Genomic DNA, 19,466 nt, shown 5'->3' on the forward strand with positions numbered 1-19,466 from the left:
TACTATTTTTTGAGCAGAATGTAACCACGTTTAGCGTGAAAACGACAAACACTCTTCATTCAATTGAAATAAACGTTAACATTAAAAACGTTGACTAGAGTTTTCTTGACGTTAGACTTTGCCCGCTATTTATAAACTTTAGGATTAATGTGACTGTTACCACCGTGTCTAACCAACAAAAAATCTACCAGGTATCCGAGCTTAACCAGAAAGCTCGCATGTTGCTTGAGGCTGAATTTTTAAACGTTTGGATCAGTGGTGAAATTTCAAATTTAGTAAAAGCAACCAGTGGCCATTGGTATTTCTCGTTAAAAGACAACAAAGCTCAAATTAAAGGTGCGATGTTTAGAGGCAATAACAGAAATGTAAGAGCCAATGTGGAAAACGGCACCCAAGTATTGGTTCGTGGTCGATTAAGCCTTTATGAACCTCGAGGTGACTATCAACTTATCGTTGAGCTAATGGAGCCCGCAGGTGAAGGTCTGCTTAAACAAGAGTTTGAAGCGTTAAAAAACAACTTATTGAAAATGGGCCTGTTTGATCAAGACTCAAAACAAGTGATCCCTAAAGAGCCCAAACGCGTTGGTTTAGTAACAAGTTCTACTGGTGCCGCCGTGCACGATATATTAACGGTTTTACAGCGTCGCTCACCGCAAACAGAAGTCATTATTTACCCTACGATGGTCCAAGGCAAACAAGCTGCTGACAATATAATGTGGGCCATTAATACTGCAAATGTTCGTCAGGAAGTTGACGTGCTGATTGTTGGCCGAGGCGGTGGTTCTCTAGAAGACCTTTGGAGCTTTAATGACGAAGGTTTAGCTCATACCATTTATAACTCTGCTATTCCGGTGATTAGTGCCGTTGGCCATGAAGTAGATGTATCCATATCAGATTTTGTTGCCGACTTAAGAGCACCAACACCATCGGCTGCCGCAGAAATAGTTTCTACTGACAATAGTGAGTTAGTTACCAAAGTACGAAACCTTCATAGCAGACTAATTAGAGCCTATGCACATCAGCATCAGGCAAATAAAAATCAACAAAACCAACTAAAGCGGTCTTTATCTTTGTTGCACCCAAGTTATCAGTTGCAACTTGCCCAACAAAAAAATGACGAACTACAAATGGCTTTGCAACGAGCAATACTGTCAAAGCTAGAGTCAGCAAAACAGCGAGATAACATTAATAGAGAGCGATTAAGTAGTTTGTCTCCTAAGCATGCATTGAGCTCAGCAAAACAGCGCCTTGAGTATGCCAACTCTGCATTGCCAAAATTGATGCAGGCCAGATTAATTAAAAAGCAGAATCAATTTAATTCAGCCACTGAAAAGCTCAACATCGTTAGCCCTCTAGCTACGTTAACGAGAGGCTATAGCATTACCACAAACAAAGATGGCAAGGTTATTTCAGACCAAGCACAAATAAAAGACGGTGAATTGGTTAAAATTCGACTCGCAAATGGCGAATTAACCGCTAATATAACTAGGCAAACTGATTAATAATTTAATTTAGACAGGCTTTAAATTAAAAACGCAAAGGAATGGCAAAGCAGTATGAAAAAATCTATGAAATGGACACTTTCGATTTTATCGGGTTTAGTCTTGATATTAGGCATATTTTGGATGTCTTTAGACAAAAGCGTTCGATATTTAATTTTAAACCCACCACCTGACATTAATGTCTTATTCTGGACCCAAGCTCAACGTGACGCTGGTTTTCAATCTCTTGATGTGTTGCCTGTTATTAGTAAAAACACAATAAACTCAGATCCTAAAAACATAGTCCAATTACCCGTTGGCCAGCCACTTGCCCTTCCTAGCGAAATTATAGAAGGTTATATTGCCGATAGCAGAGTTGCAGGCCTCGTTGTTCTACACGAAGGAAAAGTCAGGCTGGAGCGTTATTCACTTGGCCTAACTCAGCAGAAAAAGTGGACTAGCTTTTCCGTTGCTAAATCTTTTACATCTACTCTAATCGGCGCAGCCTTAAAAGATGGTCATATCAATAGCCTTCAGGACAAAGTCAGCGACTACGTAACGTCAATGAAAGGCAGTGAGTATGATAATGTCACTATTGAACAACTTATTACCATGACCTCTGGGATTAAATGGAACGAAGATTACAACGATCCAAACTCTGATGTCTCTAAGTTCAACTTTCACGAACCGGAGCCAGGCGTAAACTCTATTGCTAGTTATATGCGTCAGTTGCCAAGAGCTTATGAAGCTGGAACTCATTGGGCATACAGTACTGGAGAAACGAATTTAATAGGTTTGCTTTTACAAAAAGCGATAGATATGCCCCTTGCTGATTATCTGTCTGATAAAATTTGGTCAAAAATTGGTGTTGAACATAATGCATCGTGGATTTTAGGGCCTTCTGGAAATGAAATTGGCGGTTGTTGTATTCAGGCTACTACTAGAGACTTTTTAAGATTTGGACAATTTATTCTTAAAGGTGCGAAGGTAAATAATGAATCCATCGTTCCTAACAACTGGATTGTTAACGCGACTCAAAAGAAAGTATCAACAAATGAAGACCATGGTTATGGCTATCAATGGTGGACAAGCAACGACGGTAGCTATCAAGCAAAAGGCATATATGGTCAAGGGATCTTTATAGACCCAAGTAGAGACTTAGTTATTGCCGTTAATGGCAATTGGCCAGTCGCTCTTAACGAAGAGTTTGCCTCAAAAAAAGCAGAGTTTTTTAAGCAGGTTCAGCTTTCTATTGATAAAGAAAAAGGGCGCTAAGTAGCGCCCTTCCCTATCGTTTGAAATTCCTTCAGTATGAGCGGCATAACTTTGTTACTTCACTCTTACCTAAAGGCTATTTAATTCAAATTTAACTGTTAATCAATCGCTACTTCATTCTTGATGCTTGAATACTCAGGCCTTCAGAAATTGATTTAAATGCATCTGCAGTCACCGTTGGTAAATCAGGTAACATGGCTTTAATTTCCTGTTGTACAACTGGTGACAAACTCATACCGCCAGTCACAAACAATATCTCAGGTTGAACTTCTGTTTTGTCCAAACACTCTTTAATCAATGCCTTAACACGCGTCATCCACGCCAACATAGAGCGTTTTAAATCGGCTTCTGTTAACTCTACCTGGAAGTCAGATTGAATATACTTTAATGGCAATACAATGTGACTTTTCTCAGACAACATTTCTTTTGCCAACCTAGAGGAGTTAACTAATCGCGCTGATAACTTTTCTTCTTGAACAATTAAAAGTTTGTCTAGTTTCTTAGGCTCTTTAGCAACAGAGATAGTTTGAGAAATTTCTAATCCCATCTCATCTGAAAAGAACTTATTCAATCGTGGTATATCATCTACTGCAACCATATCGTTGAAGTACAATGGTGGAATAGGAATACCGTTTGTTGTTTCAGTGCCCAAGCCCATTTCTGTCGCAATAGATTTAAGGATCAAGTTTTTGTCGCATTCCATGCCACCCAAACGTGTTCCAGTAACAGAGAGCACATCTTGTTGACGGTCATAGTCTTGTTGCTTTTGCGTACCTAAACGGATCACACAAATATCCGTTGTACCACCACCTATATCTACAACTAAAGCTACTTTTTCACTATCTAATTGTTGTTCAATTCGATATGCCGCCGCGATTGGCTCTTCAAGGAAATCAATTTTTTCAAAACCAGCCTGTTCCGCTGCTGCGGTCATTATTGTAATGGCCTGCTGATTACCTTGCTCACCACGAGTTCCGTGATACTTCACAGGGCGTCCCACAACCACACCACCTACTTTCTGGCCTAATTGCTTTTCTGCAGCTTCTTTGAAGAATGCCAGTTGTTTAGCTATTAACCCAACAAAAGCATCTTTTTGACCAGACAGCAGATTCGCTCCCAAAAAGTTTTTAGGTGAATAAATTAAACGTCCTTTTTCTGGTGTTTTTAGATACTGCTTAAAGCCTGCTTCACCAAACAGAAAGGTTCCTGTCTCAACCATTTTATGGAGCGGTAAGTCGTCTACTGATTGATTCTTTAGTAATTCGTTAATAGCACGACGCTGCAACTTAGGCGTGTTATGGAACTCACCACGAAGTTGGTCAATTTGTGTTAAATGACGGCGTTGTTCAGCTGGCGTAGTCGCCTCTTCGTATTTGTCCTTTGCCTTATCTAATTGCATAGAAATAGAGGCTTTAATACGCTGAACCTTTTCTTCAATCACTTCCACTGGAGGCAGCGGTAAGTCATCTTCGTAATAAATGAATACAGAAGATCTTATTTTAAATGGCGTTTTAGAATCTTTATCTAGTTCAATGTAATGATGTTGATTACCGTCGAACCAAACTACTTCTGAGTTTGAAGTACCATAATCGATGCCAATGGTTACCATGGAAAATATGTCCCCTTAAAAAAATGAGTAGGCGATTCTATCCAAGTCGCAAAAAAAAACCACCCGTTTTTTCATAAAACTAATTATTTGCGACGCTCTACAAAATACAACGTCCATAAGCCTGTATGCGTCTTTTCGATGAGTGGCGTAGTTATAGGGTTAAATCTGTGTTTTTTCATAATGTTTTTTGTTAGTCTTAACGGCTAATCTTGGCGATTAGAACGTCAGATTCTACGTCAAATTTAACCAGCAAAATGAATAGGATAACGTGGTAATATTATGAATAATCGTAATTTTAGACGTTTGTTGACCTTAGCATTCGCAATCACTGTCAGTGCGACAGCGTCTGCAAGTGCCGTTAAGCAAACAAAAGGGGACTTCGAAGACAAGTTCCGTCAAATGGAAGAAATCCTTCCAACACCAAATGTATATCGTGCTGCAACGGGTGAACCAGGTGAAAAATACTGGCAACAAAAAGTCGATTACAAAATTAAAGTAAAACTAAACGAAGAAAAACGTCGTTTAGATGCGACTCAAAACATTACCTACAAAAACAACTCACCACATACTTTAAAGTACTTGTGGATGCAGTTAGAACAAAATAAATATCATGATGATTCAATCGCAGAAGCTGGTACTGCATTTGCTGGTATTGGTCGTCGTGGTCCTGCGACTTCAGCTGGTGGCAACGGTAAGCCTGCAAGATTAAGCCTTGGTGAATTACGTCGTCAACAATTCTTAGCTGACAATGAGCTAGGCTATGACGTTCTTGCTGTTAGAAATAGCAAAGATCGCCCTCTTAAAATTACTGTAGTTGGTACTAACCTTCGCATTGATTTAGACCGTCCTCTTAAACCTGGTAAAACAGTTGAGTTCGAAATGGACTTTGGTTTTAACATTGTTGAAGAAGATGCTGTGTCTGCTCGTGCTGGTTATGAGCACTTCCCTGACGACGCTCGTGAAGGTGGTAATGACATCTTCCTACTAGCACAGTGGTTCCCACGTTTACACGCGTTTACTGACTACGAAGGTTGGCACAACAAAGAGTTTATTGGTCGCGGCGAATTCACTCTTGAATTTGGTGACTACGAAGTAGAAATTACGGTTCCTGCTGACCACATCGTTTCTTCAACGGGTGTTTTAGATAACCCAAGAGACGTATTAACGAGCACTCAACGTAAACGTCTAGAAGAAGCTAAAAATGCTAAACGTCCTGTTTTTGTTGTAACTGCTGAAGAAGCGTTAGAAAACGAAAAAGAAGGCACAACTAAGTCTAAAACATGGCGCTTTGAAGCAGAGAACGTGAGAGATTTCGCGTGGGCTTCTTCTCGTAAATTCATGTGGGACGCTAAAGGATACGACCAAGGCGGTAAAGATCAACCATTCGTAATGGCGATGTCTTTCTACCCTAAAGAAGGTGGTGACCTTTGGAAGAAGTATTCTACTGAAGCTATTGTTCACACAATGGAAGTTTACTCAAGATTCTCTTTTGACTACCCATACCCAACAGCTCAGTCAGTAAATGGCCCAGTTGGCGGCATGGAATACCCAATGATTACCTTCAATGGCCCACGTACTAAACTTCAAGACGACGGTTCTCGTACTTATACTCAAGCAGAAAAACGTTTCTTAATTGGTGTTGTTATCCACGAAATTGGTCACATTTACTTCCCAATGGTTGTTAACTCAGATGAGCGCCAATGGACTTGGATGGACGAAGGTCTTAACAGCTTCCTAGACGCTGTAGCATGTCGTGAGTGGGATCCAACAATTCCTTGGGGTGTTGAGCCTCGTTACATCACTAGCTACATGAAGAGTAACGTTCAAGTTCCTATCATGACTCAATCTGATAGCGTACTTCGTTTAGGTCCAAATGCTTACTCAAAACCTGCTGCTGCTTTAAACATTCTTCGTGAAGTTGTTTTAGGTCGTGAGTTATTTGACTATGCATTTAAAGAGTACTCTCAACGTTGGAAATATAAGCGTCCTACTCCATCGGATTTCTTCCGCACTATGGAAGAAGCATCAGGCGTTGATTTAGATTGGTTCTGGACTGGTTGGTTCTACACAACAGACCATGTAGATATCTCTGTTGATGGTGTTTACAAACTACGTATGGATACTAAAAACCCAGACATCGATATGGCTCGTATGCGTGATATCGAAAATGACAAGCCTCAAGCATTGTTTCTTAAAAAGAATCAAGAAGCTGGCATGAAAACGTGGCTTGAGTCTAACCCAGATGTTTCTGATTTCTACGACGAAAACGATCGTTTCACAGTAACGAATAAAGAACGCAACAAATACAACAGCTTCCTTAAAGGTCTTAAGCCATGGGAAAAACGTGTATTTGAACGTGCAGTTGCAGAAGACAAAAACTACTACGTTATTGAGTTTAATAACCTAGGTGGTTTGGTTATGCCAATTCTTCTTCAACTAGAATATGCTGACGGTACTAAAGAAGATCGTTATATTCCTGCTGAAATTTGGAGACGTTCTCCTAAGCATGTTAAAAAGCTAGTTGTTACTGACAAAGAAAAAGAGCTTGTTGGTGTTGTAGTTGACCCTACTTGGGATACTGCAGATGTAAACAACGAAAACAACATGTACCCACGTCGTATCATCCCTTCACGTGTTGAAGCTTATAAATCTAAGCGCAGCGCAACGGGTGCAAGCCGTGACATCATGCAAGATATTAAAACAAAATTAAAAACTGACGAAGATAAAGACAAAAAGAAAAAAGAGTCTGAATCTGAGACAGAAGCTTAATTTAAAAACATTATAAAGCCCGCTTTACGCGGAGTGATATAAGGTTACAATAAATGCCCGAACTGTTCGGGCATTTTTTTTGGAGAGTTACGTTGTTTAGAGTTATCACTATGGTAATGGTGCTGTTGTTTTCAGCCTTGCCGGTAAATGCACATAAAATGAAATCAGCATTTACTATCGTATTATTCAATGAAAGAACAAATCATATTGAAGTCATGCACCGCTTTATGCTGCACGATGCTGAAGAAGCTGCTTGGCAGTTATTTGATGCTAAGGCAGACATCATTGCAGATGACATGACACAGGCTAAGTTTGCTGCCTATGTTGAGGAAAAGTTTGAGTTGCGTAATAGCCAAAACGAAGCACTGCCGCTCAGCTTAGTAGGATACCAGAATGATGCTGGTTACTTTTGGGTTTACCAAGAGATTAAAATGCCGAAGCGCTTAAAAGGACTTGCTGTTCGTCAGGACTCTCTAAGGGAGATTTGGGATGAACAGTTTAATATCGTAAATATTGAAGGAAGAGGACCAGCAACCAGTTTACACTTTGAGGGTTCTGAAACTTGGAAGAGGATTGAGTTACCTGAATTGGTAAATTAAGAGTTATAAGATAGAGCTAGCTTAAGCTAGCTCATTACTGCTTCTACATGGCTTTTTAAAGACTTGCGATTAATTAGGTGAGCACTTATTACTAGTGTGCTTCCAACTACCGTTAGGATAGTTTCTACGAGGTGGCCACTTAAAACACCAACGGTAAGCGTAAACACGCCAAGTGCTGCCAAATATGCAGGTACCGGATTACGATGCGACATATAAGCTTTTGGTAAGCTAACACCCAATATTAAAACAATTGGAGTAATTAATACCGCATGCAGCCATTCATCGTGAATAGATTCTAAAAATTCATGTAAGCCAAAATTTGCCCCAAACGACAGTAAAAGGATCGGCAAAGAACAGTGCAAAACACACAGAACTGACAACCACGCTCCTAAAATATCTCTCATTTAATGCACCTCTCAAAAATAACTGAGTGATATAATATAACATCCCTATTTTTTCGGCCAGTTTTTATTTGATCATTTCTTCAGTTTTGTAAATTTAGACTACAATTAAAGGAGTCTTTCCTGCTAGGTTTTTTATCATGGCAACAAGTAATTTGATGATGCAAAGTGGGTCATTTAACCCAACATTACAGCCATTTTTAGATGACAATATAAATGTCTTAAAAATCAAAACTCGAGTGTTGCAAGAGCAGTTAGATCAAGCGGTAGTACTAACACAAATACTCTCTAGCAAACTTAGCTTGTCTCAATATTTTAACATCATGTGCAAGTTTTACGCGTCGTATGCTCAAGTTGAAAAGCGGGTTTTAAATTTTGAATCAAAGATCGATTTAGTGCACGCCGCCCCCTATAAAACTCGGTTACCTTCGTTAGAATTTGAATTATCGGATATCGCCAATAAACTACAACTTAAGCTACCCATTCCTCAGCCTAAATATTTAGTCATGGGTGAAGGTTCCATTTTAGAAAAGTATTGGGGGATTCGATATGCACTCGACTGCTTCTCTCAGACCGCGGTGATGGTACTGCCCAAAATTGAGCACACTTTAGGGTACGAATATAACCTCTCAATGGCATTTTGGAGAAAGTTAATCGAAGTTGATGCTGACTGGTTAAGAACATCAACCACAATTAACTCTTTACCAATAGAGCATATTGAAAGGTCGGAGCTAGTACACTGCGCTCAAGAAACATTTATATTAATTTCTGAGAATATGGCCGGAAGACCATCCGGCGTTTAATTCGTATTAGCAGAACCACTTTTCGGCTCATTCTTAGTCAGCATAGTATTTAACTTTTCGCCGCCTTTAATGCCAAAATCCAGCGTTCTTATTGGGAATGGAATTAGGATGTCGTTATCGCTTAGCGTTTTATTAATAACAACAACTAGCTCATGCCTTGCCTGCATAAAACCAACATGACCGGGATAGTCTATCCATGCCCATACTAATAAATTAATAGAACTATCGCCAAAACTTTCAGCATAGACAGCGGTTTCATCTTTATTTTTTACAAAGTCTTTTTTGTTAATAGCTTCAACTAAAACATCTGCTGCTTTTTCTATGTCATCGGCATAAGAGATACCGACAGGCACTTCTACTCTTCGTTCTCCGGTGGAGTTAAAATTTGTTAGTGTGTTTCTGAACAGCACCTTATTTGGCACTATGTCTAGCTGACCATAAAAGTTCTCAACTAACGTATTGCGCAGATTAATCACTTTTACGGTACCAAATACATCATCAGCTTTAATTACATCGCCAATTTGAAATGGTTTTCTTATGCCCATAGCAATACCAGCTATCAAATTTTCAGTCATGTCTTGAAACGCAAAACCAATAGCAAGACCGACAATACCCGCACCGGCTAATAGTGACTTAACGGTACCTGACAAGCCGATAAAATCCAACGCGACAAAAATACCAACTGTCATCACTATGATTTTAAATATTGATGCTAGTAAGTCCGCAATCTGTCTAGACTCAAGCGCTTTGTGCAATACTGACCTCAGTGTTTTACTTAAAACGCGAGACAGTAATGAGAAAAATAAAACTATAAATAATGCAACAACAAAGTTAGGTAGATGTTTAATTGAAATCTCTAACCAAGTTGTAAGTTTTTCTTCTATTAATCCGTAATATGGTGCTAAATCTTTTAAAGTCATGGTGTGTTCCTAAAGTTAAACCTTAACCCTTAATCGCAATTGTTATGCCAGCAAACAAAAACAAGTGGCCACAACCCAAAAACTAACGTAAATGACCGCCTAGCATAGCGTTTTCTGACTTCGACAAATAAAAAGCCAACATAAAAAGTTGGCTTTATTGAATAACACTTAAGTAATTCCTACTTTAAGTATGTAAGATCTTCATACTTTAAATTCATCCAAAACATTCCCTACTTCAGTGCCAAGTTCTTTTAGTTTTGCAGCGGCTACTTTGGCTTGTTCTGCCCTTTCACTATTTCTAGTGCTTGCCTCAAACACAATACTGACATCTTCCGCTATTGCTTGTGAAACCTGCGATTGCTCATTCGCGGCTCTGGATACTTCATCATTCAACTGATTAATTTGTTGCATTGCACTAAGCACATTCATAAAGGCGAGATTAGCTTGTTCAGTGTGACCAACATTTTGTTGCGCTTCTTCTCTATTTTTAAATATTATTTCTGTCGCTCGTTCGCTTTGTCTTTGTAACTTTTCAATCATCGAGTTAATTTCTTCTGTTGAAGATTGGGTACGACTTGCTAACGATCTAACTTCATCAGCTACAACTGCAAACCCTCGACCTTGCTCACCAGCACGAGCAGCTTCAATTGCGGCATTTAATGCAAGAAGGTTTGTTTGCTCTGCAATGTTTCTTATAACATCGAGCACCGTAGATATGGACTCGCTATCTTTAGCAAGCTCTTCAATAACTGTTTCAGACTCCGCAATACTCTCTGACTGCATTTTAATTCTGTCAGTGGTGTCTTTAAGGGTTGTTGAGCCAGTCTTAGCTTCTTCATAAACGCCTTGAGACACGCTATTCGCATTGTCAGTATTTGATGCAACCATGCTTGCGGTTGCGCGGAACTCCTCTATAGCGGATGCTAACAAGTCAGCCTTTTGATGCTGCTCAGCTTGCTCTCTAGTCATGTAATTAGCTAAGTCGGATACTTCAGCAACAGAATTTAAAAGTAAATTAGTTTTGTCTTTCACATTTTTTATTGTGAAATGCATTTTATCAAGTAGACCGTCAAAAGAACGCGCCATCTCGCCAATTTCATCTTTTCGGGTAGAGCCTATTCGTACTGTTAAATCCCCGTCCCCTTTAGTTAATTCTTGGATAGTTTCGGTTTGTTGGATTATTGGTTTTAATATTAATTTTTTTAACAAAATGAACACAAGTATGCCGAACAGAGACATAGTAAATAGCAGCTTAAGCACGCCAATCAGAATCGATTTAAATACAAGGCTTTGAACATCTGAGTTATTAATGCCTAGTACAATCTCATAGCCCCAAGGTTCATAGCTAACCACATTCAGGTCAAATTGATTGCCCTGGACCAAAGAGGTCTCAATATCTGTAGGCGTTAAATGTGTGGAGTGTTGCCTGAGTTGTTTTTTGCCATCTCGTAAGGCCACAAATCCATTTTCCAGAAGTCGCGCTTTTGAAATTTGCTCGGCAAGAACATTTAAGTTGGCTGAATAACCAACATACCAAATTCCTATTACCTCTCCATTGGCATCTATGATTGGATCATAGGCCGTCAAATAAGGTTTTCCTAGTATATCTACCTGGCCAAAATAAGCCTTTTTTTGTTTAATCGCCGCCATCGCTTTTCCTGACGGAGATAGTTTAGTGCCTATGGCGCGCTTTCCTTCTTTCATAACATTAGTACTGATCCTAATGAAGTCTTCACCTTTTCTCGAAAATATTGTCGCCGTGCCGCCCATAACGTCTGTGAGGCGATCTACTAAAGTAAAATTGTTAGCAACTCCATAATCTCCAATCATAATATTATTGGCCGCTGTTCCGTTCACTGAAACGCTTTGGCCTAACTTTGGCTCTCCTAAAGCAGAAGCTCTGTGTTTGAGAAGACTAAGACTACTAATTACTCGCTCAGACATTATTTCGTTAGTAACATTTAGAAGCGACGATACTTTATCGATCATCAACTGCTGTTCCTTTACAACTTGATCATGAACCAAACGTTTGGTTTCAAACCAAATCACTGAGGTTCTGATAACTAAGAATACGAGAATAAAAGCCACTAGTGCGATAAGAAACTTCTTTTGAATAGTCATTTTAGTCCTACTTTTACTAAACCGAATTAACGTGATTAAAGATAAAAGCCTTTTGCTTTTTCTAAGATGGGTTTCAGTATAGTAAAGGTAAAAAAAAACAGGCTAATTAGCCTGCTTTTTCTATTTATGTTTCAGATTTCATGGAGGTTTTAGTCTTTTGCAAACCAATCCTGAACTTTAGCTACTAAAAGGTAATTAACCGGTACTAAAAGCAAAGTGATGAACGTTGCGAATAAAATACCAAACCCTAACGAGACTGCCATCGGGATTAAGAACTGCGCCTGCGTCGACTTTTCAAACAATAACGGCATCAAGCCTATAAATGTTGTTAAACTCGTTAACATAACCGGTCTAAATCGAGAAGCACCCGCCGTTAATACCGCGTCCATTAAGGCAAACCCTTCAGCTCTGCGTTTATTAATATAGTCAACCAGAACGAGCGAGTCATTTACTACAACCCCTATGAGAGCCAGCATCCCTAGCAAACTCATAATGGTTAATTCCATGCCCATTATCCAATGGCCCATAACCGCCCCGATCATACCGAAAGGAATAATACTCATAACAATTAGAGGCTGTAAGTAAGACTTAAACGGTATCGCTAACAAAGCATAAATAATAAAGAATACAAACACTAATGCCCAACCTAACGAACTAAATGATTCACGTTGCTCCTTTGCTTCGCCTTCTAATGAGTGCGAAATACCAGGGTACTGTGAAACCAACTCATCAAGGTAAACTTTTAAATCAGCCTGAAGTACCGTCATATTGGTATTACTTTTATCAATATCGCCAGTCACATTCACTGTTCTAAAACGGTCAATTCGATAAATAGCTGACGGGCTTTGTCCTGCATTTATCGTCGCAATGTGAGCAAACGGTACAGTGCCGCCAGATGGAGTCGATATCAGGATATCCTGCAGCTGTGCCACAGAATTACGTTCTGATAAAGGCAATCTCACCATAACTCTCACATCATCTCGACCTCTTTGAACACGCTGAACTTGCGCACCAAAAAAGGCATTTCTAATTTGATTTGATACTTCCATTCTCGTCAGTCCAAGCGCAACGCCCTGCTGAGTCAGCTCAATTTGCAATTCCTGCTTACCATCTGATAAAGAATCCGCAATATCAAAAACCGTAGGATATGTTGCTAAACGTTGCTTCACTAAATCAGCCACTTCTTTCAACGTATTCAGCGAAGTACCTGATAATTGCACATCAATAGGACTCGACGTACGACCAATTTCAGATCTGAATGTAACGCTTTCTGCACCTGGAATTGGGCCAATCAGTTTTCGCCACTCTCTGGCCAAATCATTTGCACTTATAGTCGACGTTCTTTGCTCAGGAGGGATTATCTCAAATCGCACACCACCTTGATTTGAAACGCCACCGCGACCACCAGTAGTGGCAAGTATGTTTATAATGACACTTTTGTCAGTATCTTCATCAACATACTTTTCTTGTAAAACTCGCGCTTTATCTGCCATTTTTATTACAAACTTATTAGTTACTTCAAATGGCGTGCCCGCAGGCATTGAAATGTTTACTCTCACCGTTTCGCTTGGAATGCGAGGGAAGAAAATAAACTTAGTCCAGCCACTCATAATCAGCGCTAAAATCACTAAAAATACCGATAAGAACATACTAACAGTGGCAAACTTATTTCGAACCGCCACTTTTAATAACGGTTGGTAATAGCGCAAAATCAGGTGTTCAAAACCATCAGCAAAGCGATGCTGGAAAGCTTCGAGCTTGCTAATTTCACCTTTTTCATGGCGAAGTTTTAGGTTTTTTAAATGCGAGGGTAAAACAAATTTAGACTCAACTAATGACATCAACAAAATTGGAATTACAATAACAGGGATCTGCGCAAATAGCGCACCTCTGGCACCTTCAATAAAGGCCAAAGGTAAAAAGGCGGCGACAGTTGTTAAAATACCAAACGTCACAGGAGTCGCTACTTCTTGAGTACCTCTTATAACGGCATCTTCTCCAGAATCCGCTTTTCGTAAGTGAGTATAAATATTCTCACCGGTAACGATGGCATCATCAACAACAATACCTAACACCAAAATGAACCCAAATAGGCTCATAACATTTAATGTAACGCCAAACCAAGGCATAACAATAAAGGCTCCCATAAACGAAACTGGAATACCGATAAACACCCAAAAAGCGATAGCAGGACGTAAGAATAGTGTTAGTAATAATAGAACTAAGAAGCCACCTTGCAACGCACTGGTCGTTAACGTGGATATACGATTTTTAACAATTTGTGAATCGTCATCCCAATAACTCAGTTCGTAACCATAAGGTAAAGAAAGTTGCTTAGTAACAATGTAGTCTTTTACTTTGTCAGCAACTTCAATAGCACTCTGTTGGCCAATTCTGTAAACATCTAAAAACGCGGCTTGGTTACCATTAAAACGAGTTCTAATTGGCGTTTCTTCAAAGTCATCCAAAACATCTGCAATGTCTGAAAGACGAATAATAGTGCCATCAGCATTAGTTTTGACCGGAATTCGAGCAAACTCATCCTGGCGGTAAGCCTGACCTTTTGAGCGCAGCAGAATATCGCCACCGGTGGTTTTTAACGTACCTGCAGATACATCAACACTTGATTTTGAAATAGCGCTTGAAACTTGAGCTAGTGATAGATTGTATTGGCGAAGCTTATCAGTGGAAATTTCCACTGCAATTTCGTAATCTCTGACGCCACTCAAATCAATTTGAGTTACACCTTGAATTTTTAATAAATCATCACGAATTTGTTCTGCATACTCATGCAGTTCTTTCTCACCATAAATGCTTGATAACGCTACCGCTATAACTTCTCTTTTTCTCTGCGCTAACGCAATAACAGGCTTTTCAGCATCACTCGGAAAGGTATTAATTGCATCAACCCGACTCTTTATGTCGGCTAACATTTCACGAGCATCATAACCACTTTCAACTTCCACCGTCACTGACGCTGAGCCTTCAGTAGAACGACTGGTAATTTGCTCTATACCTTCTAAGTCTTGCACTGCTTCTTCGATACGGATGGCAATACCTTGCTCTGTATCTTCAGGTGTTGCACCTCTTAATGTGACACTAATGCTTATGCGATCAGTTTCAAAGGATGGAAAGACTTCAAATGGTATTTGCGAACTTAAATTAAATAAGCCAGCAAACAAAATTGAGAACATTAATAAATTGGCAGCAACGCCATTTCTAGCAAACCATGCAATCATTATTATTCACCTTCACTTCTTGGCTTTTTTCTACCTTGTTTATCGCGAGGCTTAATCTCACCCGCCGGAGCAGTTTGTGCATCGCCGTTTTCATTAACAATTGCCACTCTTGTTCCAGAGCTAACCTGTCCTAATGACGTGATAACTAATAAGTCCCCAGGCTTTAATCCGTTCTCTATGATTGCATCTTCATCATTTTGCCAACGCACGGTAACTTCCGTTCGGCGCAGCATATTGTCAACAACTACATAAACATAACTGCCTTGATAAATAGCTTTATTAGGAATAACTATCGTATTTGGAATTGTTTTACCTTGAATATCAGCCGTTACGTACTGGCCAATTTTAATAGGTACGGAGTGCTGATTCGCACTATGAGCAGCTTTAGCAAATGGCTCATCAATTTGGCCCACGATATAAAGTTGTTGAGAACTTTCATCAATCGCACCTTCTGTTCTAATCGCTTTGCCTAACCACTTTTGGTCACCCACTAAATCAGACTTAAACAGTATTTCTTTGGCGTTAATTACACTGCTATTGTCGTCGGAAAACTCTTCTGGCAGGGTCATTAGTGCTAAGTCTTTATTCTTAATTGGCAATCTAATTTCTACATAATCGGTCGCATAAATATCCGCGACTTTAGTATTACCAGAAATAACCTGACCAAAATCCACCAGCTTAGTCAAAATACGACCGTCATATGGCGCTGTAATTTTAGTTCGCTCTAATGAAAGCTGAGCTTTTTGAAGTTGCGCTTCCGCTGATAATACATTTGCTTTAGCAGCCGCTAATTGTGGCTTTCTTAGTACCAAGTCACTTGGCTTTTTATTATTGCCTAGACGTTTCCAGTCAGTTTCTGCTTGGTCAACTCGCGCTTGCTCTTCTAATAATGCTTGTTGTGCTGATAACAAACCAGCCTTTGCAATATTAACCTCAGCCACGTAATCACGGTCATCAACCACCACCAAAACGTCGCCTTGCTTTATAAAACCACCCTCTCTAAATTGATCACTAACAAAGGTAATTTGGCCTCCAACTTGTGACACTAAGCCACTTTGTGTTCTAGGCTGAACAGTGCCATAACTTTCAAGAATAATCGGGTAGTCTTGTGGCTGCAACTTTTCAACTTGAACTGACATCTGTGAGGCTTTTGATGGTCCACGGCGTTGTGCTTCTGGCGGGTTAGACATAATAAATGTGTATAAAATTGCTGTGCCCGCTAGCACCGAAACAGGTAATATTAGTTTTTTGAAGTTAATCATTGTTGCCGTCGTCCGTAGTCTTTAATGAATTTGAGTTAGAAAAAGAATGCCCAAGTAACTGCTGAAGTTGAACTCTGTTTGTGGCTCTTTGTTTCTTAATTTGGATTAGAGAAGTTTGTGCATCAAATGAACGGCCTTGTGCATCAAGAACCGTGGTGTAGGTCACAAGACCACTTTGATATTGTTCAAATGCTAATTGCTCTGCCGCCATCGCGTTTTCCATGGCTTCATAGGTGGTGGCATAACGCTTTACTAAACTCACTTGTAATGACAATGCATTTTCAATGTCTTCAAATGAGTCATACACGTCTTCAATGTAGCTTTTTTCAGCTTGTTGAAGTCTAAGCTCCGCTGCTTTCTCATTAGCTTTAAGGCGTCCTGCGTCAAACAAAGGCGCTGTAATTTTACCGACTAAACCCCAAGCAAACGCCGATGTGCTAAACACATCAGATAACTTGCTTGCACTATCAGAAAGAGTTCCTGTTAATACAAAGTCTGGGAACCTTTCTTTGTGCGCAAATGCTAATGCTGCATCGGTTGCCATTAACTGATACCAACTAGCCTGCAAAGAAGGCTTATTTTTAATTAACTCAGATGGGATACCTAGCTCAACATCATTAGTAAATACCGGAATATCAGCGTTGATAAGTAAAGAAGCAGAAGGGTATTCACCAATCAGTCTTTCCAAAACTCGAATTGCAGTTGCTTTATTACTCACTTGAAGCGCCAAACGTGAACGCTCACTGTTGAGCTCATTTCTAGCAAGATAAACATCCAGCGCACTATTCAGACCTTGCTGATAGCCTGAGTCTATAATAGATAAGCTTTGCTCAGAGTTTTGTACTCTTTGTTTATAGAGCTCTAATAATTGGTTCGCTTCAATAACGTCTAACCAAGACAAAATCACATTAGAGATTAGTGCTTGAGTTGCTTCAGTATAAAAAGCTTGCTCAGCCATATATTGTAGGTTCTCTTGCTTATTTGTATCAGATAGTTTTTGCCAAACATCCAATTCGTATCTTAATGACAAACCCGCCGTATAGGATGTAGATGGCGAATCAGCAGAGCTAGATTCACCTCTTTGACCAGAAAACTCTGCATTTAGCGACGGCCAAACGTTAGTACCCGTTGCGATTAATGACTGCTCTTTGATCTTAACGTCAAAAGCTTGTTGTTGAAGCGATAAATTATTTAATAATGCTTTTTCAACTAACTCTTTTAATTGCGGATTATTAAGCTCTTCAAAGACACTTTTTGAACGCAACACATCTGGGTTAGAAACAAGCTGCTGAGTCCACTGCTCTGGAGACTTGCCTGTTATACGTTGCTCTTTTAAGTCATTAGACATTTGATAATTTGAAGAGCAAGCCATCAATGAAAAGCATAGTGCCGTAATTGCACTGAGCTGAACATGACGAACCGTTCCTTTGGGTTTAGTTTGGCTACCTTTCAACGTCTTACCTTTGTAATAAATTAAGTTAATACTAAATATTAAAGCTTATATACGAGATAACGTTAATTAGAATCAATCTAATTTACGTTAATTGACATTCTTTTCGATTAACCCCCAATTAAATTCGCTGAACGGCATTAATAGTTCTGGCTTTACTACTAATAAAGTAACTTAAAGCATGACTAAAAAATTGCACCTAAAAAACTATGAGCTAAGCTTAAAAATACCTTTATAAATTCAGCAAAATCATGGATTAACTATATGCCCCACGTCAATAAGCCAAAAAGAAGTACATTGAAGTTATTGACAAAAGCCGCGGCATCTAGCTTGTTGATCACTAAGGTGCCCTATGTTTTCTCAAGAACAACAACGACTGTAAGAGTGCTCGGTACGCACGTCACGCTGCAAGAAGTATTACGGAAACAGGCGATGGAAGACTTAGGCATTAATTTGGTATTTGAACCAAAAGGCAGTGCCTCTGTCTTACAAAAAGCATCAATGTCTCCAACCTCCTTTGACCTCTACGAGCAATGGTCAAATAGTATACGGGTACTTTGGGCATCTGGTTCTATACAGCCTATTGATAAAAAAAGAATTCTTCATTTTGATGAGATAAATGATTTGTGTAAAACCGGTAAGGTTCATCCATCGTCAAACATAGGCGCTGGCGATGCACCTTTTAAAATACTCCACGTCCAAAAAAATGGTGAGCTGGGAACAAATCACACAAACGATATAAGCTTTTTACCATACGTTCATAACGTAGATTCATTTGGTTACAACACTGACCATATTGAACTTGGCAGGCCCTATGAAACAGAAAGCTGGGGCTGGCTATTAGACAATAAAAACAAAGGTAAAGTAGGTATCGTTAATGCACCCTCAATCGGCGTTTTTGACTTAGCCTTAGCAGCACAGGGCCAGGGCTTGATGAGCTTTAATGATATCGGCGCTATTACAAACGCCGAATTAGATCAGCTTTTTGATATTTTATTCGAATTAAAACGACAAAATCATTTTAACGGTTTTTGGACTTCTGTGCCTGAGTCTGTGAATTTTATGAAGTCAGGTCGAGTCAATATTCAAAGCATGTTCTCCCCTGCGGTTTCTCAACTAAATGGCCAAGGTATCCCTGTTAGATATGCAGCCCCCAAAGAAGGTTATAGAGGCTGGCATGGGGTAATGTGTTTGTCTTCAGCAACAACTGGACGCGTTAAAGATGCAGCTTACGACTACATGAACTGGTGGTTGTCAGGTTGGCCTGGCGCCTTTATTGCTCGACAAGGCTACTATATTAGTAATCCACAACGATCAGCAAAATACCTAAATCAAAATGAATGGGATTATTGGTATCAAGGTAAAGCAGCGACAACTAACTTATTAGGGACTGATGGAAATATAGCCGTAAAAAAAGGCCAACAACGTTCTGGTGGAAGCTACGAAAAAAGGTTTAGCAACGTTGCGGTTTGGAACTCTGTAATGGATTCCTACGATTACAGCCTACAAAAGTGGTATGAATTTATTAATTCTTAAG

Annotated in this window: 13 protein-coding genes; 6 read left to right on the forward strand and 7 right to left on the reverse strand. The window is 39.6% G+C overall.

Annotation, left to right across the window (positions count from 1 at the left end; translation table 11 throughout):
* Window positions 1-149: 149 nt before the first annotated feature.
* Both xseA and ABD009_RS04670 read left to right on the forward strand, forming a co-directional pair.
* Complete coding sequence (gene xseA, locus ABD009_RS04665) at window positions 150-1,502, forward strand: exodeoxyribonuclease VII large subunit (RefSeq protein WP_343823114.1); 1,353 nt, start codon at window positions 150-152, stop codon at window positions 1,500-1,502.
* 54 nt (window positions 1,503-1,556) lie between these two features.
* Entirely contained in the window at window positions 1,557-2,756 is a 1,200-nt protein-coding gene (locus ABD009_RS04670) for a serine hydrolase domain-containing protein (protein WP_343823116.1), read from the forward strand.
* Between the two features lie 109 nt (window positions 2,757-2,865).
* Here the strand turns inward: ABD009_RS04670 and ABD009_RS04675 are convergent, their stop codons facing one another.
* The gene (locus ABD009_RS04675; protein ID WP_343823119.1) at window positions 2,866-4,365 is read right to left on the reverse strand and encodes an Hsp70 family protein; all 1,500 of its coding nucleotides are present in this window, start codon (window positions 4,363-4,365) and stop codon (window positions 2,866-2,868) included.
* A gap of 279 nt (window positions 4,366-4,644) precedes the next feature.
* Between ABD009_RS04675 and ABD009_RS04680 the strand changes: the two genes are divergently transcribed.
* Window positions 4,645-7,134: a M1 family metallopeptidase gene (locus ABD009_RS04680; protein WP_343823121.1), complete on the forward strand. Its 2,490-nt coding sequence runs from the start codon at window positions 4,645-4,647 to the stop codon at window positions 7,132-7,134.
* A 92-nt stretch (window positions 7,135-7,226) separates the two neighbouring features.
* Window positions 7,227-7,733, forward strand: coding sequence for a DUF6702 family protein (locus ABD009_RS04685; protein WP_343823124.1), 507 nt, complete (start codon window positions 7,227-7,229; stop codon window positions 7,731-7,733).
* Between the two features lie 26 nt (window positions 7,734-7,759).
* On the opposite strand, the gene ABD009_RS04690 is transcribed toward ABD009_RS04685, so the two are convergent.
* Window positions 7,760-8,137 carry a MerC domain-containing protein gene (locus ABD009_RS04690; RefSeq protein WP_155695623.1) on the reverse strand — a complete coding sequence of 126 codons (378 nt, stop codon included), beginning with the start codon at window positions 8,135-8,137 and terminating at the stop codon, window positions 7,760-7,762.
* A gap of 137 nt (window positions 8,138-8,274) precedes the next feature.
* Between ABD009_RS04690 and ABD009_RS04695 the strand changes: the two genes are divergently transcribed.
* On the forward strand, window positions 8,275-8,937 hold the full coding sequence (locus ABD009_RS04695; protein ID WP_343823127.1) for a heme oxygenase-like domain-containing protein: 663 nt from the start codon (window positions 8,275-8,277) through the stop codon (window positions 8,935-8,937).
* Here the strand turns inward: ABD009_RS04695 and ABD009_RS04700 are convergent.
* The 5 genes from ABD009_RS04700 to ABD009_RS04720 form a co-directional block, all read right to left on the reverse strand.
* Window positions 8,934-9,857 carry a mechanosensitive ion channel family protein gene (locus ABD009_RS04700; RefSeq protein WP_343823129.1) on the reverse strand — a complete coding sequence of 308 codons (924 nt, stop codon included), beginning with the start codon at window positions 9,855-9,857 and terminating at the stop codon, window positions 8,934-8,936. The two genes, ABD009_RS04695 and ABD009_RS04700, sit on opposite strands and share 4 nt — an antisense overlap.
* 201 nt (window positions 9,858-10,058) lie before the next feature.
* Window positions 10,059-11,978: a methyl-accepting chemotaxis protein gene (locus ABD009_RS04705; protein WP_343823131.1), complete on the reverse strand. Its 1,920-nt coding sequence runs from the start codon at window positions 11,976-11,978 to the stop codon at window positions 10,059-10,061.
* Between the two features lie 149 nt (window positions 11,979-12,127).
* Window positions 12,128-15,217 (reverse strand): efflux RND transporter permease subunit, encoded by a 3,090-nt coding sequence (locus ABD009_RS04710; protein WP_343823132.1) that lies wholly within the window; start codon window positions 15,215-15,217, stop codon window positions 12,128-12,130.
* A gap of 2 nt (window positions 15,218-15,219) precedes the next feature.
* Entirely contained in the window at window positions 15,220-16,479 is a 1,260-nt protein-coding gene (locus tag ABD009_RS04715; RefSeq protein WP_343823134.1) for an efflux RND transporter periplasmic adaptor subunit, read from the reverse strand.
* A complete protein-coding gene (locus ABD009_RS04720; RefSeq protein WP_343823136.1) occupies window positions 16,472-17,932 on the reverse strand; it encodes a TolC family protein in 1,461 nt (486 codons plus the stop codon). Before ABD009_RS04720 ends, ABD009_RS04715 begins: the two co-directional genes overlap by 8 nt.
* A 261-nt stretch (window positions 17,933-18,193) precedes the next feature.
* Between ABD009_RS04720 and ABD009_RS04725 the strand changes: the two genes are divergently transcribed.
* The gene (locus ABD009_RS04725; protein WP_343823138.1) at window positions 18,194-19,465 is read left to right on the forward strand and encodes an ABC transporter substrate-binding protein; all 1,272 of its coding nucleotides are present in this window, start codon (window positions 18,194-18,196) and stop codon (window positions 19,463-19,465) included.
* The last annotated feature ends 1 nt before the right edge of the window (window position 19,466 follow it).

The sequence above is a fragment of the Psychrosphaera haliotis genome (assembly GCF_039523615.1).
GTDB lineage: Bacteria > Pseudomonadota > Gammaproteobacteria > Enterobacterales > Alteromonadaceae > Psychrosphaera > Psychrosphaera haliotis.